Genomic DNA, 24,264 nt, shown 5'->3' with positions numbered 1-24,264 from the left:
CGCCATGGAAGAGGCCACCAAGCCGACCCCGCTCACCCGTGCCCTCGCCACCATCCGCACGTTGCGGCGGCAGCTCGACGAACAGCGGGGGAACCAGCCGATCGCGATCGTGGGCGCCGGGCTCAGGCTGCCCGGAGGCATCACCGACCTCGACGGCTACTGGGCGGCCCTCACCGCGGGCCGCGACCTGGTGCGCCCGATGCCGCGCGAGCGCAGGGGCCCCTTCGGCGACGCGTGGGAAGGCCTGCCCCAGCGCGGCGGGTTCCTCGACGACGTGCTCGGTTTCGACGCGGAGTTCTTCGGCATCAGCCCCCGCGAGGCCCGTCATCTCGATCCCCAGCACCGGCTGCTGCTGGAGGTGGTGTGGGAGGCGATGGAGAACGCGGGCCTGCCGGCGGAGCGGGTCGCGGGCACCCGCGCCGGCTTCTACCTCGGCGTCATGTGGCAGGACTACCGCGACTGGCTGCGGGACGAGCCCGACGCCTACGCCACCACCGGCAACGGCCACAACTTCGCCGCGGGCCGCGTCGCGTACGCGCTGGGGCTGACCGGGCCCACGCTCGCGGTCGACACCGCCTGCTCCTCCTCGCTCGTCGGCGTACACCTGGCCGTGCAGGCCCTGCGCCGCGGAGAGTGCGAGATCGCCTTCGCCGCCGGCACGAACCTCATCCTGTCGCCCACCTCGGCGCAGCTGGTGCGGGAGACCCGATCCCTGTCGCCGGACGGCCTGTGCCGGCCGTTCGACGCCAGGGCGAACGGCTTCTCCCGGGGAGAGGGGTGCGGGGCGGTCGTCCTCAAGCGGCTCGACCACGCGTTGCGCGACGGCGACCGGGTCCACGGGGTGATCCGGGGCACGGCCGTCAACCAGGACGGCCGGTCCGGCGGCTTCACCGCGCCCAATCCGCTCTCCCAGATCTCCCTCCTGCGGGCGGCCCTGGAGGACGCCGGCCTCCGGCCCTCCGACATCGGGCACGTCGAGGCGCACGGCACGGGCACCGCCCTCGGCGACCCGATCGAGATGGAGGCCCTGGCGGCGGTCATCGGCCGGGACAACGGCGGCCTGCCGCTGCACGTCGGGTCCGTCAAGAGCAACTTCGGGCACCTGGAGGCCGCCGCGGGCATCGCGGGGCTGATCAAGGCCCTCCTGTGCGTACGGCACCGCCAGGTGCCCCCGGTGGTCCACTTCCGGACGCTCAACCCCAGGATCGACCTGTCCGGCACCGGCATCGTCGTGCCGGAGACGCTCACCGGCTGGGCCGAGGGCTGCGGGCCGTACGCCGGGGTGAGCTCGTTCGGGATGAGCGGCACGAACGCCCACGTGATCGTGGGCCCGCCCGACCCCGTGACGCCTCCCGCGGAGGGCGTCCCCGTCAGGGGATTCACCGTGTCGGCCAGGACGCCCCGGGCGCTGCGGGCCCTCGCCGCCCGCTACGCGGAACGTGTCGTCGCGCTGGGTCCCGAGCGCTACGCGGCCTTCGCCTACACGGCCACGCACGGGACGACCCGGCACGCCGTCCAGGCCTGGATCGACGCCGCCGATCCGGAGGCGGCGGCCGCGGCCCTGCGCCGCCTGGCCGACGAGGGCCCGGCGACCGACTCGCCCGGGGAGGTCGCCGAACCGGCCCGGAACGCCGCCGGCCTGCCGCGGCAGGTGACCGACCTGCCGGCCTACCCCTGGCAGCGGCAGCGGTACGCCCCCGGCCGCCCCTCCACGTACGAGATCGGCTGGGCTGTCCGGGAGGTCGCGGCGTCGGTCGACACCGCCGCCGTGACGCTGTCGGGAGACGACCGCGAACTCCTCGGCCTGATCGAGTCGGCGTGTCCCGACGCCGTCCGCGCCGACGCCGGCGGACCGGTGCTCCTGGCGATGCGGGCGTCGCCGATGCCGGCGGGGGCCGATCTCTGCGCCGCCGTCACCGCCGAGGTGCGCGAGCTGGCGGCGCGACGGCCGGGCCGCCGGGTGTACGTGGTGACCCGCGCCGCCCTGCGCACGAGCGAGCGCGACCACGTCCCGGCCACGGACCACGGTCTCCTGCACGGCCTGGCGCCCGTGCTGGGGCTGGAGTTCGGCGACGCCTGGGGCGGCGTCGTGGACCTGCCCGGCGAGCCCACCCCCGAGGACGCGCGGGCCCTGGTCGAGTTCGCCGCCGCCGGCGGCGACGAGGACCTCGCGGCCGTCCGCGACGGACGCGTCCTGGTGGCCCGGCTGCGGCCGGCGGACCGGCAGCCGTCGCACCTGACCGTCCGGGACGACGCCACCTACGTCGTCACCGGCGGGCTCGGCGCCGTGGGCCGGGAACTGGTCGGCGACCTCGTCCGGCGCGGCGCCCGGCATCTCCTCGTCGTCGGCCGCCGCGCGCCCGGCGAGCTGACCGGGGAGGGCTCGGCCCTGCTGGCCCGGCTGCGGCGCGACGGGGTGCGCGTCGTCTACCGGGGCGGAGGCTGCGACACCCCCGAGGCCCTGGCCGCGGCCTGCGCGCCGCTGGGCGACATGCCCGCCGTGCGGGGAGTGATCCACGCGGCAGGCACGCTCGGCCGCGCCCCGGCGGCCGACCTGCGGGCCGCGGACTTCGAGGCGGCGCTGCGGCACAAGTACGGCGGAGCCTGGTGGCTGCACCAGGCCGCCCGCGTCTGGCCGCTGGATTTCTTCGTCCTGGTCTCGTCGGTCTCCGCCGTGTGGGGCACCAAGGGCTGCGCCGCGTACGCCGCCGCCAACGGCGGCCTGGACGCCCTGGCCGCCCACCGGCTGTCCATCGGGCTGCCCGCCGTGAGCATCGCGTACGGCCCGTGGGCCCTTGACGGCGCCGGACTGGCGGACGACGTCACGCGTGAGCGCTCGGCCCGGGTGGGGGTCGGCGAGCTGGACCCGGGGGCGGGCTGTGCGGCGCTGGCCGACCGGGTCTCCGGGCCGGCCGGGCACCTGGTGGCCTGCCCGCTCGACGTGGACCGCTTCGGGCGCACCATGTCGGGCCTGCGCCCGCGCGGCCTGTTCGCGGAGCTGGCCGGGGGCGCCGCCCGGCGGGAGGCGGCCTCCGGACCGGCGCCGGAGGCACCGGAGGCACCCGAGACAGCGGAGACGGAGGAGGCGCGGAGGGCGGGGGGCCTGCCGGACCTGCGCGGCCTGCCGGAGCGTGAACGGGAGAGCGTGGTCCGGGCCCACGTCGCGCGGCTGCTCGCCGTGCAGCTCGGGCACGACGACCCCGCGGCGCTCCGGGACGACGCCGGGTTCCTCTCCCTCGGGCTCGACTCGATCATGGCGGCCGACCTGGCCGTCACGCTGTCGCGGGTGTTCGGGACGCCGGTGCGCCCGGCGGACCTGTTCGACCACCCCACCATCGCCGAACTGTCCGGCTTCCTTCTCGGCGACGGTGACGGCGACGGCCGGTCCGCCGCGGACCCGGCGCCTGCACCCCGGGACGTACGGCCGCACCCCGTCATCCATCCCGCCGCCGTCTCCACCGAGCCGGATCCGGTCACCGAGCCCATCGCCATCGTCGGCATGGCGGGACGCTTCCCCCAGGCCGACTCGGTGGACGAGCTGTGGGAGCTGCTGCGCGAGGGGCGCGACGGCGTCACCACCGCACCCGAGGACCGCTGGGACGCGGCCGCGCGCGGCCGGATGACCACCGACCAGGGCGGCTTCCTGCGTGACATCACCCGCTTCGACGCGGCGTTCTTCGGCATCCCGGCCCGGGAGGCCGACAACCTGGACCCGCAGCAACGGCTGCTGCTCGAGTCGGCCTGGCATGCCCTGGAAGACGGCGGCATCGACCCGCGGACCCTGCGGAACACCCGCACCGGCGTGTTCGTCGGCATCAGCTACGGCGACTACGCGCGTGTCCTGGCGGCGGGCGGCGCCGAGGCGGTGGACGCCTACTACGGCACCGGCACGGCGCTGAACGCCGCGGCCGGGCGCGTCGCCTACACGCTGGGGCTGACCGGGCCCGCCCTCGCCGTCGACACGGCGTGTTCCTCGTCCCTGGTGGCCGTGCACCTCGCGGTCAGGTCCCTGCGCTCCGGAGAGTCCGACACGGCCCTCGCGGGCGGCGTCAACGTGCTGCTCGATCCCATGTCCTCGGTCGCGGTGAGCCAGGCCCACATGCTCGCGCCGGACGGCCGCTGCCGGTCGTTCTCCGCCGACGGGAAGGGGTTCGTCCGGGCCGAGGGATGCGGCGTCCTCGTCCTCAAACGGCTGAGCGACGCGCGTCGCGACGGCGACCCGGTGTACGCCGTGATCCGGGGCACGGCGGTGAACCAGGACGGAGCGTCGTCCGGGCTGACCGCGCCGAACGGAACGGCGCAGGAGGCGCTGCTGACCGCGGCCCTCGCCGACGCCGGAACCGACGGCGCCGATGTGTCCTATCTGGAGGCGCACGGCACCGGGACGCCGCTGGGCGACCCGATCGAGCTGGGCGCGGCCTGGCGGGTCCTCGGACGGCGGCGGTCCGGTCCGCTCCACGTGGGCTCGGTGAAGAGCAACATCGGCCACAGCGAGTCGGCCGCCGGTGTGATCGCCGTCATCAAGACCGTCCTCGCCCTGCGGCACGGCACCATCCCCGCGAACCTGCACTTCAGCGCGCCCAACCCGCAGATCGCCTGGTCGGAGACGGACCTGCGGGTCGTCGCGGCCCCGACCCCGTGGCCCCGCGGAGAGCGCCCGAGGGTGGCGGGGATCTCGGGGTTCGGCTTCACCGGGACCAACGCGCACGTGATCGTCTCCGACGCCCCGCCGGACGGCGAGCCCGTCCCGCTCCCGTCGTCCGGCCCCCATCTGATCCCACTGTCCGCGCCGGACGCGGCGGGCCTCGCGAGGCTGTCGTCGCTGTGGGAGCGCCGCCTGTCGGCCGCGGCCGACGGGGAACTGCCCGCGCTCGCCGCGGCGGCGGGCGCCGGGCGCGCCCACTTCCCCCACCGCCGCGTCCTGCTGGGCGGCGGCCGGGAGGAGCTCCTCGCGGCGCTCCGGGAGGACCCGCCCGCCGCGCCGGCCACCCGGCCGCCCCGCGTCGCGTTCCTCTTCTCGGGGCAGGGCAGCCAGTACTTCGGCATGGGCCGCGACCTCTACGAGACCGAGCCGGTCTTCCGGCGCGTCTTCGACTCCTGCGACCGCACCCTGCGGCCGGTCCTCGGCGTCTCCCTCGCCGAGGCGATGTTCCACGGTGACGACCGGCGGCTGCTCGACGAGACCAGGATCACCCAGCCCGCCCTCGTCACCCTGGAACTCGCCCTCGCGGCCCTGTGGGAGTCCTTCGGCGTCACCCCCGCCGTGGTCATGGGACACAGCGTCGGGGAGATCGCGGCCGCCGTCCACGCGGGCGTGCTGGAGCGCTCGGCGGGCCTGCTGCTCGTCGCCGACCGCGCCCGGCTGATGCAGGCGACCCCGCGTGGCGCGATGCTGTCCGTCGAGGCCCCCGCCGACCGGGCCGCCGCCTGGGCCGGCGACTTCGGTCTCGACCTCGCCGCCCGCAACGGCCCGCGGGCGAGCGTGCTGTCCGGCGCTCCGGAGGGCGTGGACGCGCTCGAAGCCGCCCTGCGCGCCGAGGGCGTACGCCATCGCCGGCTGAACGTCTCGCACGCGTTCCACTCCCGCCTGCTCGACCCCGCCGTCGAGGAGTTCGCCGGGCTGCTCGCCGGGGTGGAGTTCCACGACCCCGAGGTGCCGATCATCTCGAACCTCACCGGGTCGCCCGCCGGTCCCGGGACGTACGACGCGGAGTACTGGTGCCGGCACGCCCGTGAGCCCGTCCGGTTCCACGACGGCCTGCGGTGGCTGACCGCGCTCGACGTCGACGTCTGCCTGGAGGTCGGCCCCGACCGGACCCTGGTGAACCTGGTCCGTGCCGGGGGATTCGCCCCGGGCGCGGTCTCCTCCCTGCGCAGGGGAGCGCGCGACCACGCCTCCCTGCGCGCCGCCCTCGCCTCGCTCTACCTGCTGGGCCAGGACGTCCGCTGGCGGGCGGCCCGGGGACCGGGCGGCGTCCCCCGCTCCGGCGCGCCGCTCTATCCGTTCGCGCCCACCCGGCACTGGGCGCGGGCCAGGACGGCGGCGCCTCCCTGGGGCACTCCGCTGCGCTCACCCGCCTTCCGCGGCCGGGTCTTCCGCACCGAGCGCACCACGGACTACCCGCCGCACCTCGACGACCACCGCCTCTACGGCACGGTCTCGGTGCCGGGCGCCTCCCAGATCGCGACGGCCCTGTCGGCGCTGGCGCCCCAAGGAGCCCCCGTCTCCCTGGAGGACCTGCACTTCCCCCGGGCGCTGGTGATCCGCGAGGGCGAGCGCTACGAACTGCAGACCGTCGAGACCGAGGCCGGCGACGGCAGGCGGACCGTCAGCGTGCAGAGCCTGGTGGAGGCCGACCGCTGGCAGGAGCACCTGACGGCCAGGCTCGTCCCCGGCGCCCCCGCTCCCGCGCGCGGCGCGCCCGACCCGGACGCGTTCATGGCCGGGGCCGCGACACACCTCACCGGCGAGGACTTCTACCGGCACCTGCGCGGGCTCGGCTACCACCTCGGCCCGTCCTTCCGGTGGATCGACCAGGTGTGGATCCGCGGCGCCGAGGCACTCATCCGCTTCACCCGGCCGCCCGCGATGAGCGAGGACCCCGGGGACTACGAGATCCACCCCGGGCTGCTCGACTCGTGCCTGCAGTCCGCCGTCGTCTTCGCGGTCGCCGGCGCCCGCGGGGACACCGCGACCGAGAGGCAGGACCTCGCGATCCCGTTCGCGGCCGCCGCCCTGTCCTTCCCCGGCCGTCCCGCACCGGGCGGGGACCTGTGGGGACACGTCAGGGCCACCCTCGACGGCGAGACCGGCCCGGACGGCGACTTCCGGCGGATCGCCTCCGCCGACCTCCACATGTTCGACGCGCACGGCGCGACCATCCTCACCGTGGACGGCTTCCGCTTCCGCATGGCGCCGCGCGCGCTGCTGCGCCGGTCGCTGCGGGCCGGCGCGGCCAACGCCTACGAGCTGACCTGGACCGGCTGGGCGGCGACGGCCGGCCCCGGCGACCGGGTCCGTCACATCGCCGTCCTGGGCGCCGGCGGCGGGATCGGCGAGGCGTGCGAGCGGCTCGGGCACCGGACGCGGGCGCTCGGCCGCGACGCCGCGCTTCCCGATCCGCCCCCCGATCTGCCACCCGGCCTGGCGACCGATCTGATCCTGGACACCCGGTTCCTCACCCCGCCCCCGGCGCCCGCCACGTCGGACGACGCGCTGACCGCCGTCCAGGCCCTCGCGGACTCCCTCAAGGCCGCCCCGCCCCACGTTCCCTACGTGGTCGTGGCGGCGGCGGACCACCGCGTGGCACCGGTCCGCGAGGCGCTGTGGGGCATGCTCTCGTCCCTGGAGACCGAGCAGCGGGAACGGCGGCTGATCAGGGTGACGCTCGACGCCGGCTGGGAGCCCGCCCACGTCGCCGCCGCCCTCACGCGACTGCTGGACGAGGGCGTCCCGGAGACGAGGCTCGCCGTCGGGCCGGCGGGCGTCCGGGCGGCGCGGCTGACGCCCCGGCGGCGCGAGCGGACGGACTCTCCGCCGGCCGGCGTCGCGGCCCTGATCACCGGAGGACTCGGCGCGCTGGGCCTGAGCGCCGCCGCGATCCTGGCCCGCCACGGCGTCCCCGCCGTCACGCTCATGGCACGCTCGGCCCCCGGCGCCGCCGCCCGCGCGGTCATCGCCCGCCTGACCGCCGAGGGCGTCCGGGTCCGCGTCGTCCAGGGCGACGTCACCGATCCCGCGGCCTGCCGCCGGGCCGTCACCGAGGCGGGACGGGACGCCCCGCTGGGGATCGTGCTCCACCTCGCGGGCACGACGGACGACCGGGCCTTCGACCGGATGACCGGCTCCTCCTTCCGCGAGGTCTTCGCGGCCAAGGCCCGGGGCGCCGACACCCTGGCGGCGGTCCTGGACCCGCGTACCCTCAGGTCCTTCGTGCTGTTCTCCTCCGCCTCGGCCGTGCTCGGCTCCGCCGGTCAGGCCAACTACGCGGCGGCCAACGGTTACCTCGACGGCCTCGCCGAGTCGCTGCGCGCCCGCGGCGTCCCCGCCACGAGCATCGGCTGGGGGCCCTGGATCCCGGAGGACGCCGGTGGGCTCGCCGCCTCGGCGGCGACGGAGCGGGCCTCCGCGAGAAGCGGGGTGAGCCCGCTCAGCGACCGGGAGGCGGAGGACCTGCTCCTGGAGGCCCTGGCCGACCGTCCCGCCCGGCTGGTCGCCGTACGCCTGGACGAGGAGCGCCACGCCTCCCACCTGGACGGGCATCCGGCCGCGGCGCTCCTCCCCGGCGCGTCGCCTCGTCCCGTCCCCCCGCCCGCCGGTCCGGTGGTCTCCCGGCGCCGTCCGCGTGGCTGGCTCCGGGACGAACTCGCCACGCTCGACCCCGCGTCGCGGGACGGGCTGCTCAGGGAGACCGTCCGCGCCGCGGCCGCCGGCGTGCTCGGCGAAGGCGCGGAGATCGACGACGAGCTCGAGTTCGCCGTCATGGGACTCGACTCGATCATGGTCATCGACCTGCGCACCGTGCTCTCCGAGGCGCTGGGCGCCGACCTCCCCTCCACTGTCGCCCTGGACCACCCCTCGGTGGCGCTGCTGTCCGCCCACCTCTCCGGCCTCTTCGCCCTCGAAGGAGTCCCCTCATGACCACGGCAGCGGACCGCACCGCCATCGCCCCGGTCCTCGACGGCCCGCGCGGGCTGCCGCTCCTCGGCAGCCTCCCGGAGTTCGCCAGGGACCCCCTCGCGTTCCTGAGCCGCCTGGCCTCCTACCCCGCCGACCAGGTGCGGTGGCGGCTGGGCCCGACCCCCGTCGTCTTCCTGAACAACCCCGAGATGATCCACGAGGTGCTCGCCGGCCGCGAGTTCACCTTCCGCAAGCCCGACCTCGGCTACGCCTTCAGGCACCTGCTGGGCGACGGGTTCATCACGTCCCGTGGCCCCGAATGGCGGCGCAAGCGCGGCATGGTGCAGCCCGCCGTACGCCCCCGGCAGGTCCGCGCGTACGCGGAGATCATGAGCGCGGCGGCGCAGGAGCTCACCGCGCGGTGGGCGCCCGGCCGGCGCGTCGACGTCACGGCGGAGATGCTCGCGCTGAGCCAGCGCATCACGGTCCGCACGATCTTCGGCACCGACTCGGGGGTGCGCGAGGAGGTCATCGCCGACTCCATGCTCATCGCCCAGCACCAGATCGGCGTCGAGTTCCGCGGTCTCGGGCCGATGATGCCCGACTGGATGCGCACGCCCGGACGGCGCCGCCTCAAGCGCGCGGTCGACGTCCTCGACACGGAGGTGCGCCGCCTGGTCACCCTCCGGCGTGAGTCGCCGACCGAACGGGACGACCTGCTCACCAGACTCCTGGCCGCGCGGGACGCCGCGGGCGCGCACCTCACCGACAAGGAGATCCGCGACGAGTGCGTCACCATGTACGTCGGGGCGCACGAGACCACCGGCACCGCGCTGGCGTGGGTCTGGTATCTGCTCTCCCGCCACCCCCGGGTCCGGGAGAGGCTCACCGATGAACTGCGGCGGGTCCTGAACGGCCGTGTCCCGGGCTACGAGGACTACGCGCGCCTGCCGTACTGCGAGCAGATCGTCAAGGAGGCGCTGCGGATGCGGCCGCCGGTCTGGATGATCTACGCGCTGGCGGACGAGGGAGCGACGCTGGCGGGCCGGCCCCTACGGAAGGGCACCCAGGTGTGGATGAGCCCGTGGGCCACCCACTTCGACCCGCGCTGGTTCGGGAACCCGCAGGAGTTCTCTCCGGAACGGTGGGCGCGGGACGCCTCGTCGGCCGGAACGGTCACCGAGAGTGCCTGGTTCCCCTTCGGCGGCGGCACTCGCGTGTGCATCGGCGTGCGTTTCGCCATGGTCGCCTCGGTCCTCGTCCTGGCCACCATCGCCCAGCGCTTCCATCTGGAGGTGGAGCCGGGTGAGTTCGCACCGAAGATCGGCCTCACTCTCCAGCCCGAGGGCACCATGCACGCGTCGCTGCACCCGGTGACGACGGACTGACGGCGGCGTGACCCGCCCGTCTCCGAAAGGCCTCCGCCAACGGCGGTCGCGGGGCCTCGACGTGGTGTCCGCCGGGGTCCCGGGGACGAGCCGACGCAGGCATGCCCCTCGGATGATTGTTAACGCTAACAACTTGCCCTCGTCTTCGCCCTCCTCCACATCGACAGACCAACCGGTGGTGGTGGGGCGGAGCAAAGCCGAGGCGGGGGCACGGTGTCAAGTGGCGCTGTGCGTCCGGCCGCGACCGCGGAAGGGCGCGGAAGCGGCCGAACTGCCGCATCAGAGGCTCCGCGGGGCTCACCCGAGAAGACGCCGGGGTGAAACGTTCATCCGATGACTTCGCTCCCGGACCACCGGCCGGCTGTGACGATGCCGGGATCACAAGGCGGTTTGCATAGATCGGGGGTTTCGCTGCGTCACCCTACCCTTGACACATTTCGGTGAGGTTTCCACACTGAGCCCCGAGGCGGTCTCCCGCTGTCCGGTGGTGGTGCGCGGGGCGGAGGGCCGCCCTTCGCGACGCCCTCATGGTGTGCGCTCCCCTGCCCGGGAGCACGGCGTCCAGCGCTGAATGCCCCGCGTTCCCCCTTTCTCTGGTTGCAGTCATGGAGGCTCAGGCATGGGCGCACACGTCGTTCCGCCGCCGGGAACCCGGCGACCATCCACGCCCGCGTCCGAACCCGGCTCGCGGAGCCGGTCGCTCCGGCGCGCGATGGGCCGGGCGATGGCGGCTGCGGTGGCCGTCATCGGGCTGTTCTCGGCGGCCATCGCGACCCGGCCGGCATCGGCCGCGGACAATCCCTACCAGCGCGGGCCGAACCCGACCGTGGCGAGTGTCGCGGCGACCAGGGGGACCTTCGCGACCGCGCAGACCAGCGTGCCGGCCGGCAACGGCTTCGGCGGCGGAGTGATCTACTATCCGACCGACACCAGCCAGGGGACGTTCGGCGGGGTCGCGATCGTGCCGGGCTACTCCGCCCTGTTCGCCAACGAAGAGGCCTGGATGGGCCCCTGGCTCGCCTCCTTCGGCTTCGTGGTGATCGGCATCGAGACCAACAGCCGCACCGACAGCGCGGACGCCCGGGGGACCCAGCTGCTCGCCGCGCTGGACTACCTCACCCAGCGCAGCTCGGTACGCGACCGGGTCGACCCCAACCGGCTGTCGGTCGTCGGCCACTCGGCGGGCGGCGCGGGGGTCCTCAGCGCGATCCTCCGGCGGCCCACCCTCAAGGCCGGGATCGGGCTCGCGCCCGGCTCGCCCGTCGGGGACTACGGCCTGTCCAACGACCGGGTGCCGACGATGTTCATCTCCGGCCAGCGGGACACGACGGTCACGCAGTCGTACCTCAACGGGCTGTACACCACGATCCCGGCCTCGACGCCGAGCGCGTGGGTGGAGATCACCGGGGTGGACCACCTGTTCGCGACGCGGGCCAACACGACCGAGATGCGGGTGCTGATCCCCTGGCTGAAGATCTGGGTGGACAACGACACCCGGTACACCCAGTTCCTGTGCCCGCTGGCGGACTCCAGCAACATCTCGATGTACCGCAACAAGTGCCCGTACGTGCCGCCGGGCCAGTCGTCGCCGAGCGCCTCCCCCTCGGCCAGCCCGTCACAGTCGCCCTCGCAGTCGCCGTCACAGTCGCCCTCCCAGTCGCCCTCGCAGTCGCCGCACACCAGTCCGTCGCCCCCGCCGCCGGGCGCCTGCGTGGCCGAGTACCAGCCGCAGAACTCGTGGCCCGGCGGCTACCAGGCGTTGGTCACGGTGAAGGCGGGCAGCTCGGCGATCAACGGCTGGACCGTCAGGTGGACGCTCGGCAGCGGCCAGACGATCACCCAGGCGTGGAACGGCACGCTGAGCACGAGCGGTTCCGCGGTGACGGTGAAGAACGCCTCCTACAACGGCTCGCTCCCGGCGGGCGGCTCGGCCACCTTCGGGTTCCTCGCCACCGGCACGCCGTCGACCCCCACCCTCACCTGCACCAGCCCGTGACCGGCCGCGGCACGCTGTGCCGACCGATGTCCCGTTGACTCCGGAGAGGGCCGCACAACGACCCTCTCCGGGCTCCGGCAGGGCCTCTTATGGCGGTGGGAGGCCCTGCCGGAGAGAACTTCACCCCTACCGCCGCCTCCCTCAGAGCCTTCGGGCCGCAGGTCATCCCCCCGGACACCCGCCGCGTCTCGCCCGGAGCCGAACTCCTGGTCGAAACGATTCCGACGTGTCCGTACCCGCCGTGGACTTGGAGAAGTGAATTGTCTGATTTCACCCGAAGGCAAGCGCTGCGATTCGGCGCGGCCGGAGCCGGAGCCGCGCTGTTGCCCCTGCAGTGGACGGCGGCCGCGCGAGCCGGGTCGGTGGCGCCGGCGCAGGTGCTCGCCGCGAACGATCTGGCGCTGTGGTACGACGAGAGCGCCGGGACGGACTGGCTGCGCGCGCTGCCGATCGGCAACGGGCGCCTGGGCGCGATGGTGTTCGGCAACGTCGACGTCGAGCGGCTCCAGCTCAACGAGGACACCGTCTGGGGCGGCGGGCCGTACGACCAGAGCAACACGCGCGGCGCGGGGGCGCTGGCGCAGATCAGGCAGCTGGTATTCCAGAACCAGTGGAGCCAGGCCCAGACCCTGATCGACCAGAACATGCTGGGCAGCCCCGCGGGCCAGCTCGCCTACCAGACCGTGGGCAACCTGCGGCTCACCTTCAGCGCCGGCTCCAGCGGAGTCTCGGGGTACAACCGGCTGCTTGACCTGACCACGGCCACCACGGTGACCACGTACTCGCAGAACGGCGTCAACTACCGGCGTGAGACGTTCGCCAGCGCGCCCGACCAGGTCATCGTCGTCCGCCTGACCGCCGACCGGGCCGGATCGATCACCTTCTCCGCGACGTTCGACAGCCCGCAGCGCGTCACCCGCACCAGCCCCGACGGCACGTCGGTGGGTATCGACGGCATCTCGGGCAACTTCGAGGGCAAGACCGGCTCGGTCAAGTTCCTGGCACTGGCCAAGGCCGTCACCGACGGCGGCACGGTCAGCAGTTCCGGCGGTACGCTCCAGGTGCGGGGCGCCAACAGCGTGACGCTGCTGATCTCCATCGGCTCCAGCTACGTCAACTACCAGAACGTCGGCGGCGACTACCAGGGCATCGCCCGCAACAACCTCAACTCCGCCGTCGCCCGCAACTTCGACGACCTGCGGTCCCGGCACGTGGCCGACTACCAGAACCTGTTCGGGCGCACGACGCTCGACCTGGGCCGGACGTCCGCGGCCGACCAGCCGACCGACGTGCGGATCGCGCAGCACGCGAACACCACCGACCCGCAGTTCTCGGTGCTGCTGTTCCAGTTCGGCCGCTACCTGCTGATCTCCTCCTCGCGCCCCGGCACCCAGCCGGCCAACCTGCAGGGCATCTGGAACGACTCGCTGGCCCCGCAGTGGGACTCGAAGTACACCATCAACGCGAACCTGCCGATGAACTACTGGCCGGCCGACACGACGAACCTGTCGGAGTGCTTCGACCCGGTGTTCAAGATGATCAACGACCTCTCGGTGACCGGCGCCCGCACCGCGCGGGTGCAGTACAACGCCAGTGGCTGGGTCACCCACCACAACACCGACGCGTGGCGGGCCACGTCGGTCGTCGACGGCGCGTTGTGGGGCATGTGGCAGACCGGCGGCGCGTGGCTGTCCACCCTGATCTGGGAGCACTACCAGTTCACCGGCGACGTGAACTTCCTGCAGCAGTACTACCCCGCCATGAAGGGCGCCGCGCAGTTCTTCCTCGACACCCTGGTGACCGAACCGAGTCTCGGCTATCTCGTCACGAACCCGTCGAACTCCCCGGAACTGCCCCACCACTCGGGCGTCAGCGTGTGCGCCGGCCCGACGATGGACAACCAGATCCTGCGCGACCTGTTCAACGCGTGCGCGCAGGCGAGCCTGGCGCTCGGCACCGACTCCGACTTCCGCACCCGGGTCCTCGCGGCCCGCGACCGGCTCGCGCCGATGAAGGTCGGCTCGCGCGGCAACATCCAGGAGTGGCTCTACGACTGGGTGGAGACCGAGCAGAACCACCGGCACATCTCCCACCTGTACGGCCTGCACCCCAGCAACCAGATCACCAAGCGGGGCACCCCGACGCTGTACAACGCGGCGCGCCGAACCCTGGAGCTGCGCGGAGACGACGGGACCGGCTGGTCGCTCGCCTGGAAGATCAACTACTGGGCGCGAATGGAGGAGGGCGCCCGCGCGCACAACCTGATCCGCCTCCTGGTCAGGACGGACCGGCTCGCGCCGAACATGTTCGACCTGCACCCGCCGTTCCAGATCGACGGCAACTTCGGCGCCACCTCCGGCATCGCCGAGATGCTGCTGCAGAGCCACAACGGCGAGCTGCACGTGCTGCCCGCGCTGCCCTCGGCGTGGCCGAGCGGGAAGGTGCAGGGCCTGCGGGGGCGCGGCGGCTACACCGTCGGCACGACCTGGAGCTCCGGTGTGGCCACCGAGATCCTCGTCAAGTTCGACCGCGCCGGCACCGTCAAGGTGCGCAACCGGATCTTCACCGGGACCTACCAGGTCGTCGACAGCGAGACCGGTGAGGCCGTCACCGTCACCAAGCCCGAGGCCGACGTCGTCGCGCTGACCGGCCAGGCCGGCCGCACCTACCGCCTGACCGGGTCCGGCAGCACCTCCTCGCCGTCGGCGTCACCGTCGGCCTCGGCGTCACCGACGCCGCCGTCGACCTACGTGCGGATCGTCAACGCCACCACCGGCCTGGTGCTGGACAGCGGCGGCAACGTGGCGTCGGGGTCGAACGTCAAGCAGTGGAACTGGGACGGCAGCAACAACCTGCAGTGGCAGCTGGTCGACCTGGGCGGCGGTTGGTACCGGATCGTCAACCGCACCAACGGCATGGTCATCGACAGCTGGGGCAACACCGCCAACGGCGCCGTCGCCAGGCAGTCGGCCTGGAACGGCGGCAACAACCAGCAGTGGCGCCTCAACGACGTCGGCAACGGCCGCTCCCAGATCATCAACCGCGGCACCGGGACCTCCCTCGACGGCATGGGCTACACCAGCGCCGGCTCCAACGTCGGCATGTGGACGCCGAACAACAGCACCAACAACCACTGGACGATCACCGGCGTGTGACCCGGCCGATCCGGGCATGATGGAAAGGAGTGTCGGGGCGGCGGGGGATCGCCATGAACACACGACGGGGCATACGGCGGGTCACACGACGGCTGACCAGGCGGGACTTCCTCAAAGGATGCGCGGCGGTCACGCTCGTGGGGGCGCGCGGCCCGGCGGGACCCACCCGCCGGCCGGCGCCCGCCGGGCCCTCGCTGCTCGACGCCGCGTCCGTGCCCAAGTACGTGGCCGCGCTGCCCGTTCCCGCCGCGATGCCCACGGTGATGCCGGCCGCGCCCACGGGTGACGGCTCGCTCGACCGCTACGTCATCGGCGTGCGCCGGTTCCGGCAGCAGATCCTGCCGCCCGGCGCACCGCCCACGACCGTCTTCGGCTACGGCTCGGCCCCGCACCGGGGCACGTTCGCCGTTCCGGGACGCACGATCGAGGCCCGGGTGGACCGTCCCGTCCAGGTGACCTGGGTGAACGAGCTGGTGGACCGGTGGGGTGATCATCTCTCGCACCTGCTGCCCGTCGATCCGACGCTGCACTGGGCGAACCCGCCCGGCGGCCCGCCGGGCCGCGACGGCAGGCCCGCGTTCGCCGCGACCCCAGGGCCCTACCGGGGGCCGGTCCCGGTGGTGACCCACCTGCACGGCGGGCACAGCCCGGACGACAGCGACGGATACCCCGAGGCGTGGTTCCTGGCCGCCGGGGACACCCCGGCCGGCTACGCGCGGGAGGGGTCCCGGTACGCGGGCTTCGCCACCGCCTTCGAGGGCCGGACGGGCGTCGCCTGGTACACCGGGTCGGCCGTCTACCGGTACGGCAACGACCAGCACCCGGGCACCCTCTGGTACCACGACCACGCGCTCGGGGTGACCCGGCTCAACGTCTACGCCGGCATGGCCGGGTTCTACCTGCTCCGGGGCGGCCCGGCCGACCTGCCGTCCGGCGTCCTACCCGGGCCGGCGCCGGGGGCGGGCGATCCGGCGGGGACCCGCTGCCACGAGATCCCGATCGTGATCCAGGACAGGACGTTCACCGCGGACGGCTCGCTCCACTACCCCGGCAGCCGGGCGGCCGGCGGGTACGGCGGCCCGTACGTCCCGAGCACCGACGTCCCGCCCATCTGGGTGCCGGAGTTCTTCGGCGCCGCCATAACGGCGAACGGCCGGACCTGGCCGCTGCTGGAGGTCGAGCGGCGCCGTTACCGGTTCCGCTTCCTCAACGGCTGCAACGCCAGGGTCCTCGCCCTCGGCATCGCCGGCTCGCCGGTGGCCCGGCCCGTCCGATCGGCGCTGCCGTTCTGGCAGATCGGCGCCGACGGCGCGTTCCTGCCCGCGCCGGTCGCGCTCGACCGGCTGCTGCTGGCCCCGGCCGAACGCGCCGACGTGGTGGTCGACTTCACGTGCGTTCCGCCGGGCACCCCGCTCTACCTGGTGAACGAGGGGCCCGACGGGCCGTACCGGGGGGAGACCGCGGCCCCGCCCGCCGATCCCGCCACCACCGGGCAGGTGCTGAAGTTCCTGGTACGGCCGGCCTCCGGTCGTGACCTCAGCGTGCCGCCCGACCAGCTGGAGCTCCCCCAGGCCGCCCGGCTCGGCCCGGCCGTACGGACGAGGAGGCTCGCCCTGCTGGAGCAGGGCTCCGCCGTCCGGGGGGCGGGTCCCGTCACGACGCTGCTGGGCGAAGCCGCCGGGCAGGGATGGGCCGCGAGAAGGTGGCACGACCCGGTCACGGAGAACCCGGGCGTCGGCGACGTCGAGATGTGGGAGTTCCACAACCTCACGCCGGACGCGCATCCCATCCACATCCACGAGATCCTTTTCGAGGTGGTGGACCGCACGCCGTTCCACGGTCCGGCACGGCCGGCGCGGCCGTGGGAGCGGGGACGCAAGGACACGGTCATCGCCCTGCCCCGGGAGGTGACCCGGGTCAAGGCCCACTTCGACCGGGCCGGGCTCTTCGTGTGGCACTGCCACATGCTGGAGCACGAGGACAACGAGATGATGCGGCCCTACCGCATCGGAGGCCGGCAGCGCGAGCCCGCCCGCGAGGCCGGACGAAACCCCGGAGACTGACCCACCCTCGGCGACGGAGGTCCCTCGGTTACGGGACCTCCTGCCCTAAGCGGAAGGCGCGGCCCGGGCCACGCTGGAATGGCAGCGACGGGGGAGAAGGGGGCGTACATGAAAGCGGCAGTGGGCGACCGGTTGATCATCGAGAGCCTTCACCTGGACGGACCTCGCCGTACGGGCGTCATCACGGCCCTCCACCACAGCGACGGGTCCCCGCCCTACGTGGTCCGGTGGCTGGACGAGGAGCACGAGACCTTGATCTTCCCCGGCCCGGACGCCCACGTGGAGCCCCGCCGGGAGCATGGCGAGCACCGCGGGATGGAAGCGGCCCGCCCGGCCGCCCGGTGACGCGGTGACGGAACGCGGCACGCGCGGGTCAGCGCAGCCGGGCCGCCGTACGGTGGCGCCCCGGCATACCGGCTCCCGAGCCTCCCGAGCCGCGTACGACGTCACGGCGTAACGACACGTCTCCCCCAGCCGACAGACAGGCGACGGGAGGCGATGGGATTGACGGACTCGTTGAGTCTCGCGGCGCTGGGGGCGGTGGCGCTCAGCGAGGGGATCACGTTCCTCTACGACGAGGCACGTGAACTGCTGAAACGGTGGCGGGAGAGACGGGACCGCGACGTGGTCGAGGTGCCCGGCTCCGCCGCCGGGGTGCTGGACGCCCCGCTGTCCGCGGCCGAGGTCGCGGACAGCGTCGTCGCTCGGAACGCCGAGTCCCTGACGTCGCTCCGCCGCGCGCTGATCGAGTACGCCGAGGAGGGACGCGTCCCCGACCCGGGCGACCGCGGCCTGCTCGACACGGTCGACGCCCTGCGGCGGGTGCTGGAGGTCGCGTACGGCCAGCGGATCACATTCAGGGGCGAGCGGCGGGAGCCGACGGGCTCGGGGATCGACGTGGCCGTCGAGGCGGACGTGGTCGAGGGATACCTTGCGGGTCTGCGGGCGCGGGGCGGGCTCCACCCCGGTATGGAGGTCCGTGCCGAGATGAGGATCGGCCGGGTGTCCGCGGGCGGCGAGGCGGTCGGGGTCGACCTGGACGGCCGGAGCGGTTGAGCGCCGGGCCTGCCGAGGTGCCCGGGCGTTCCCTCGTGCCCGACGTCGCCGGGCTCGTGCCCCGGCCCTGGATCACGGCCAGGCTGGACCGGTGGCTGCGCACGGAGGACACGCGGATCTTCCTGGTCACCGGTCCGCCGGGCACGGGGAAGACGGTGTTCGCCGCCCGGCTCGCGGCGCCGGAGGACGAGCACGACGCGGGAGGGGGCACCCGCCCGGGACGGCCGGACGTGGTGCTGGCCCACTTCTGCGACGCGAGCGACGAGCGCACACTCGACGCGCTGGACTTCGTCCGCGCGTTGTCGGGCGCGCTCGCCCGCCGCATACCCCGGTTCGCCGACGCGCTGGCCGCGTCGGCCGCGGGCGCAGCCGCGGTCATCACGATCAACAGCACGCAGACCATCGGCACGGTGGAGGCGGGTGCGCGGGTCGCCAACGTCCAGATACGCGTGTCCGGGAGCGTGCCGACCCGGCAGGCGTTCGCGCACCTGGTCCGGCGCCCTCTGGAAGCCGCCGTGGCGGACGGGTGGGACGAGCGGCTTCTGGTGGTCGTGGACGACCTGTCCGCCGGGTACCGCTACGACTCCGAGGACACGATCGCCCACCTGATCGGCGTCGTGGCCGGCAATCCGGCGGAACTGCCCGACGTGCTGCGCTTCGTCGTGACCGGCAGGCCTGATCCCTGGGTGCTGCGCGACCTGCCGCCTCCGGCTCTGGACCTGCGGGCCGACCGGCCCCCCGGCGAGGACGACATCCGGCGGTACGTGCGCCGCCGGCTGCCCGCCGCCGGGGCGGCGTGGCGGCTGTGGGCCGATCGCATCGTGGCGGCGGCCGACGGCAACTTCCTCTACGCCCGGCACGTGGTCGAGCGCCTGCCCGCCGGAGGCGAGGTCCCGCCGGATCCGCCCGCCGACCTGCCCGAAGGGCTGACCGGCCTGTACCGGGCCTGGTTCAGGGCGGACATCGCGCGTTCGCGTGACCTCTGGTGGGACCTGTACGAGCCGGTGCTGGCCGCCCTCACCGTGGCGCGCGGTGCGGGGCTCACCCACGAGCAGCTGTGCGGCATCACCGGCCTGCCGCGCTCGCGGGTGCGCCGTGTGCTGGAGGAGTGCGCGCAGTTCCTGCTCGGCGCCCCCCGGTCGGGGCCCATCCGCCTCTACCACGACTCCTTCCGTGACTATCTCGCCGAGGAGGAGGTGCAGGTCGAGGAGGCACACCACGCCGTGCTGCGCTACTTCGTCCGCAGCCACGGCGACGACTGGCTCGGCGCGGCGGAGTACGCCCGCGACCACCTCGCCACCCACGCCGCGGCGATCGGCGAACTCGCGATCCTGGTGAACCGGCCGGACTTCCTCGTCGCCGCCGAACCCGGAGGCGTACTGCGCGCGCTGTCCAGGCCGGGCGGCGCGGGCCGGTACGCCGAGGTCTACCGGCGTGCCGGCCGGCTGCTCGCGGACCGCGACCGGGGCGAACGCGCGTCCTACCTTCAGATGGCGGCGTACGAGCTGGGCGAGGCGGAGGCGGCGGAGGCGTTCGCCGGGCTCCCGCCGGAGCGCCGGTGGACCCCGTTGTGGGCCTCGATGCTCCGCCATCATCCGGGACGTGTCGTCGGCGCGCACCCGGGCGGTGTGCTCGCCATGCTGTCGTCACCGCGTCCGGACGGCACGACCGTCGTCACCGCGGGCCCGGACGGCACGGTGCGGTTCTGGGACCTGCGCACCCACACGGTGCTCGGCGTCCTGACGCTGCCGTCGGCCACGCCGGCCGCCCGGCTCGCGCTCCTCGGCACCGGAGACGAGGCGGTGCTGGCGGTGGCGGCGCTCCACCAGGTGTGGCTGGCCGACCCGGAGCGGATGGAGGTGACCGGCTCCGTGGCCGCACGTCCCGGCTCGCCGGTGACCGCGATGTCCCCCACAGTGCTGGAAGATCGGGCGGTCGTCGTGCTCGGATACGCCGACGGGGTCGTCCAGGCGGTCGACCCGTTCACCGGCGAACCGGTCACGGAACCGGTGCCCGCCCACGAAGGCCCGGTGCTGTCGCTGACGGGAGGATTCGACGACGGCGTGCTGTCCTGTGGAGCCGACGGCGCGGTGATCCTCTGGGGGCTGCGCGGAGAGATCGACCGCCAGCCGGTGATCCGTCCGCCGGATCCGCCCGCCTGGTGCGGCGCGAGCGCGTTCCTGAGCGGCGACACCGGACGCTTCGCGCTCGCGGCGGGCTACAGCGACGGTATGACGGACCTGATCGTCGTCGGTGACCACGACTCGGAGATACGTACCGGCATCGGCGGCCACGAGCCGGCCGCCTGGCAGCTCGACACCGCCTTTCTCTCCGAGGGCCTTCTCTGGCAGTCGAGGATGCACCGGCGGGGCCGGAACGGCTATGCGGACGCGCTGCGGGAGGTACGCGAACTGCACCTCCGCGGGCTCAATCCCGACGACGGGCCGCCCGAGTCCCGCCAGATCGTCCTGCTGTCCGGCGGGGTGACCTCCGTCGATCTCCTGGAGGTGGACGGCCGCCTCCACCTGGCGACGGGCGGGCAGGACGGCAAGGTCAGCCTGGTAGGCCGTCCCGACGAGGACGAGCCCGCGGTGGAGTCCCTGTTGCCGTGGGGGGAGCCGGTCTCCTCCGTCATGTTCTCGGAGCTGGACGGAGGCCTCGTGCTGGTGTCCGGGGAGTCGGCGGTGGGCGGCATGATCCGGGAGTGGCCGTTGCGATCCGGAGTGGACCTGCTCCCGCCTCCGGTCGGTGAGCTGGCCGCCCCGGCGATCGACGTCGACGCGCTTGCCGACGAGTCCGGCCGGCTGGTCGTCGCGGCCGTGCTCGCCGACGGCTCCGTCGTGCTGCGTGAGGAGGGTCGTACGCGACCCCTGGAGACGGGAGAGCTGATCACGGCGGGTGTCCGGCTGTGGCGGTGGAGGCACCGGACCTGCGTGGCCGTCTACGGGCAGCGAGAGACGGAGGCCGCCCTGCGGTTGTGGACGCCCGGCTCCTCCGGGGAGACGGTCGTGACCGATGTGCGCCTCGGCCGTCCCGGCGCCGTCCACGAGGTCACGGTGGTGGGTGACGGCGGCCGGTTGCTCGCCGCGGGCGACTGGGAGGAGCCCGTGCTGTGGACGCTGACCGCCGACGAGGACCGGTGGGGCGGCGACCCGCTGCCGGTGCCCGGCGTGCACCCCCTCGCGGTCGGCACGAGCAACGTCGTGCAGTGGATGACGCCGGTGGCCGGTTCGCAGGGGCACGAGGTGTTCGTCGGTGGTGTGGCGCTCGTCCACCACCTCTCCGCCCAGGGACAGCGGATCACCGGGCACCTGCTCGTCGTCCAGACGAACGCCGTCTCGATCCTGCACGAGGGCGGGCGGGCGCTGGTCGTCGGAGCCGGGCCCTCTGTGCGGGTGGAGAACCTGGACGACGACGAGGCCTCCACGAACCTCGACGCCCCACCGGACAGCGAGGTCCTGGCGGTGGCGGCTCTGGAGGACGGCTCGCTCCTCGCCGCGGGCACGGGCGACGGCCGGCTGCTGGTGTGGAGCGGGCAGGACCATCCCGAACATGTCGTACAGTTCGGCTCCCCGATACGTCAGATCGCCGTGCCCACGCCCGGCATCGCCGTCGTCCGTACCGACATGGGACTCCAGGCCGTCCGGTTCTCGCACTCATAAGTGCCGCATCTGCTGTCAGCAGACAAACCGGCGGTTCGCGGGGGCGGGGCGGATACAAAAGCGGCATGCCTGTTTCAGCGAGCACGAGTTACCGGGATCGGTTGAACGAGAAGCTGTTCCAGCAACGGACACTGCTGTTGACCGGAGAGGTCGACGACGAGATGGCCGAGCGGGTGTGCGCCGAGATGGTGCTGCTGGCCTCGGCGGACCCCGAACGCGACATCATCCTGTACATCAACTCACCCGGCGGGTCGGTGCTGGCCGGCCTCGCGATCTACGACACGATGAAGCTGGTTCCGAACGACGTGGTCACCGTCGCGCTCGGGATGGCGGCGAGCATGGGGCAGGTGCTGCTGGCGTCCGGCACGCACGGCAAGCGGATCAGCCTCGCGCACAGCCGGATCATGATGCACCAGCCGTCGGCCGGGATCGGCGGCACGGCGATCGATATCGCCATCCAGTCCGAGAACCTCAGGTACATGAAGCGGCAGTCCGAGGAGATCCTCGCCGCCGAGACGGGCCGGAGCGTCGAGGAGATCGCCGCCGACAGCGACCGGGACCGCTGGTTCACCCCGGAGCAGGCCCGCGACTACGGGATGATCGACGAGATCGTCGACTCCTTCCGCATCCTCGCGCCGTACGCCGCGCCCAACCGGACGGGGTTCTACTCATGAGCCAGTACACGATCCCGTACGTGATCGAGAAGACGCCGGTCGGGGAGCGGTCGTTCGACATCTTCAGCCGCCTGCTCAACGAGCGGATCATCTTCCTCGGCACCGAGATCGACGACGGCGTCGCGAACGTCGTGATGGCACAGTTGCTCCACCTGGAGGCGGACAGCCCGGACCAGGAGATCAACCTGTACATCAACTCCCCCGGCGGGTCGTCGACCGCGATGCTGGCGATCTACGACACCATGCAGTTCATCCGCGCGAAGGTCGCGACGTACTGCATGGGCCAGGCGGCCTCGGCCGCCGCGGTGCTGTTCGCCGCCGGAGCCCCCGGACGGCGGTTCGTGCTGTCGCACTCCCGCGTGCTGCTGCACCAGCCGTCCACCCAGGGGCAGGGGACCATCTCCGACCTGGCGCTGCAGGCGGCCGAGGTGATGCGGATGCGCATGCAGACCGAGGAGATCCTCAGCCGCCACACGGGGGTGGACGTCGAGCGGCTGCGCAGGGACACCGACCGGGACCGGATCTTCAGCGCCCGCGAGGCCATCGAGTACGGCCTGGCCGACGAACTGATCGCGACCCGCGGGTAGCGCTCACGCCGCCAGCAGCAGCGTCGTGCCGGACGCCCCGTGCCCGGCGATCCGGCGCGACGCCGTGATCCGCCGTACGGCGCGGGTGAGCAGGTGCTCGATCGGCAGCCCGAGCGCGTCGCACACCGAGTGCAGCATCTCCGACGACGGCTCCTTGCGGCCGCGCTCGACCTCCGACAGATACTGCTTGGACATCCCGACCGCACGCGCCACGTCGTCGAGCGTGCGGTCCTGGTCCAGCCGCTCGTCGCGGAGGATCTCGCCGTACACGCTGCGCAGCAACGGGTCGGGGCCGTCGGGGATCTCCGGGCCGCGCTTCTCGCCTGCCCGGCGCGTCCGGATGTCGACGACGACTGGTCGGCCGGAAGCTGCCATGCCTGGAAGTCTGACACGGCCGGATCTCCGGCGACACGCCTGTTCGCGCAGAGAGGAGCGGCCTCCTCTGGAATTCAGGAGCGGGTGGCGGGAGGGCGGACGGCGTTCACGTAGTAAAGCACCGGCCCCACGGTGCCCGTGCTCTCGACGCGGAGACCGGCGCCGGGCACCAGGGTGGCGAGCAGTTCCGGCAGGGTGGGCCGTACCGCCGGACCCGCCACCATCTCGGCCAAGCGGACGGCGAGCGGGTTGACCGGCGGGCGGAACTCGGCGATCAGCAGCCGTCCGCCCGGCCGCAGGACGCGGAACATCTCCCGCACGGCGGCGCCCCGGGCCGAGCGCGGCATGTGGTGCACCGCGAAGCTGGAGACCACGATGTCGAACGAGACGTCCGGGAAGGGCAGCGCCTGCCCCTCGCCCACCTCGTAGGAGCAGTTGCCGGGTGAGCGCCGGCGCGCGTGTTCGAGCATCGGCGGCGACGGGTCGACGCCGATCACCCGCCCTTCGGGGCCCACGAGAGGAGCCAGCATCCGGCTCCAGTAGCCGGTGCCGCAGCCGACGTCCAGAATCCGATCGCCCGGCCCCGCGCCTGACAACGCGGCCAGACGGGCGAAAACGCTGCGGCGACGCCCGGCGAACCCGATTTCGGCCAGAATCTCATAACCCCGCGGATAATTGATCACGCCAC

At 73.5% G+C, this 24,264-nt stretch carries 12 protein-coding genes; 10 read left to right on the top strand and 2 right to left on the bottom strand.

From position 1 onward, the window contains the following. Positions 1-4 precede the first annotated feature (4 nt). From HHX40_RS19875 to HHX40_RS19830, 10 genes are all read left to right on the top strand, one after another. The gene (locus HHX40_RS19875) at positions 5-8,641 is read left to right on the top strand and encodes a type I polyketide synthase (RefSeq protein ID WP_182881806.1); all 8,637 of its coding nucleotides are present in this window, start codon (positions 5-7) and stop codon (positions 8,639-8,641) included. After that, a complete protein-coding gene (locus HHX40_RS19870; protein ID WP_182881805.1) occupies positions 8,638-10,008 on the top strand; it encodes a cytochrome P450 in 1,371 nt (456 codons plus the stop codon). The genes HHX40_RS19875 and HHX40_RS19870 overlap by 4 nt, the downstream gene beginning before the upstream one ends. Positions 10,009-10,732: 724 nt before the next feature. Further along, a complete protein-coding gene (locus tag HHX40_RS19865) occupies positions 10,733-12,004 on the top strand; it encodes a cellulose binding domain-containing protein (protein ID WP_182881804.1) in 1,272 nt (423 codons plus the stop codon). A 260-nt stretch (positions 12,005-12,264) separates the two neighbouring features. Then, complete coding sequence (locus HHX40_RS19860; protein ID WP_182881803.1) at positions 12,265-15,159, top strand: glycosyl hydrolase family 95 catalytic domain-containing protein; 2,895 nt, start codon at positions 12,265-12,267, stop codon at positions 15,157-15,159. 53 nt (positions 15,160-15,212) lie between these two features. After that, positions 15,213-17,222: a multicopper oxidase family protein gene (locus tag HHX40_RS19855; protein WP_182881802.1), complete on the top strand. Its 2,010-nt coding sequence runs from the start codon at positions 15,213-15,215 to the stop codon at positions 17,220-17,222. A gap of 108 nt (positions 17,223-17,330) precedes the next feature. After that, positions 17,331-17,567 carry a DUF1918 domain-containing protein gene (locus HHX40_RS19850; RefSeq protein WP_182881801.1) on the top strand — a complete coding sequence of 79 codons (237 nt, stop codon included), beginning with the start codon at positions 17,331-17,333 and terminating at the stop codon, positions 17,565-17,567. A 153-nt stretch (positions 17,568-17,720) separates the two neighbouring features. Beyond that, entirely contained in the window at positions 17,721-18,278 is a 558-nt protein-coding gene (locus tag HHX40_RS19845; protein WP_182881800.1) for a hypothetical protein, read from the top strand. Beyond that, positions 18,275-21,940, top strand: coding sequence for a WD40 repeat domain-containing protein (locus tag HHX40_RS19840; RefSeq protein ID WP_182881799.1), 3,666 nt, complete (start codon positions 18,275-18,277; stop codon positions 21,938-21,940). The genes HHX40_RS19845 and HHX40_RS19840 overlap by 4 nt, the downstream gene beginning before the upstream one ends. A 65-nt stretch (positions 21,941-22,005) precedes the next feature. Further along, entirely contained in the window at positions 22,006-22,614 is a 609-nt protein-coding gene (locus HHX40_RS19835) for a ClpP family protease (RefSeq protein ID WP_182881798.1), read from the top strand. Next, entirely contained in the window at positions 22,611-23,201 is a 591-nt protein-coding gene (locus tag HHX40_RS19830) for an ATP-dependent Clp protease proteolytic subunit (protein WP_182876016.1), read from the top strand. Before HHX40_RS19835 ends, HHX40_RS19830 begins: the two co-directional genes overlap by 4 nt. 3 nt (positions 23,202-23,204) lie before the next feature. Here HHX40_RS19830 and HHX40_RS19825 read toward each other — a convergent pair whose 3' ends face one another. Together HHX40_RS19825 and HHX40_RS19820 are read right to left on the bottom strand one after the other, a co-directional pair. Then, positions 23,205-23,576 (bottom strand): helix-turn-helix domain-containing protein, encoded by a 372-nt coding sequence (locus tag HHX40_RS19825; RefSeq protein ID WP_182876017.1) that lies wholly within the window; start codon positions 23,574-23,576, stop codon positions 23,205-23,207. A gap of 74 nt (positions 23,577-23,650) precedes the next feature. Further along, positions 23,651-24,259: a class I SAM-dependent methyltransferase gene (locus tag HHX40_RS19820; RefSeq protein ID WP_220499347.1), complete on the bottom strand. Its 609-nt coding sequence runs from the start codon at positions 24,257-24,259 to the stop codon at positions 23,651-23,653. Positions 24,260-24,264: the final 5 nt, after the last annotated feature.

The sequence above is a fragment of the Microbispora sp. H10949 genome (genome assembly GCF_014161435.1).
In the GTDB taxonomy this organism is placed as follows: domain Bacteria; phylum Actinomycetota; class Actinomycetes; order Streptosporangiales; family Streptosporangiaceae; genus Microbispora; species Microbispora triticiradicis.
Note: the sequence above shows the minus strand (reverse complement) of the source record. Positions and strands in the feature narration are given on the sequence as shown.

Excerpts from the sequence above, each read along its gene's own strand:
- HHX40_RS19825 (WP_182876017.1), bottom strand. The coding sequence starts at position 23,576 with ATGGCAGCTTCCGGCCGACCAGTCGTCGTCGACATCCGGACGCGCCGG.
- HHX40_RS19855 (WP_182881802.1), top strand. The coding sequence starts at position 15,213 with ATGAACACACGACGGGGCATACGGCGGGTCACACGACGGCTGACCAGG.
- HHX40_RS19835 (WP_182881798.1), top strand. The coding sequence starts at position 22,006 with ATGCCTGTTTCAGCGAGCACGAGTTACCGGGATCGGTTGAACGAGAAG.
- HHX40_RS19875 (WP_182881806.1), top strand. The coding sequence starts at position 5 with ATGGAAGAGGCCACCAAGCCGACCCCGCTCACCCGTGCCCTCGCCACC.
- HHX40_RS19845 (WP_182881800.1), top strand. The coding sequence starts at position 17,721 with ATGGGATTGACGGACTCGTTGAGTCTCGCGGCGCTGGGGGCGGTGGCG.
- HHX40_RS19830 (WP_182876016.1), top strand. The coding sequence starts at position 22,611 with ATGAGCCAGTACACGATCCCGTACGTGATCGAGAAGACGCCGGTCGGG.
- HHX40_RS19865 (WP_182881804.1), top strand. The coding sequence starts at position 10,733 with ATGGCGGCTGCGGTGGCCGTCATCGGGCTGTTCTCGGCGGCCATCGCG.
- HHX40_RS19870 (WP_182881805.1), top strand. The coding sequence starts at position 8,638 with ATGACCACGGCAGCGGACCGCACCGCCATCGCCCCGGTCCTCGACGGC.
- HHX40_RS19850 (WP_182881801.1), top strand. The coding sequence starts at position 17,331 with ATGAAAGCGGCAGTGGGCGACCGGTTGATCATCGAGAGCCTTCACCTG.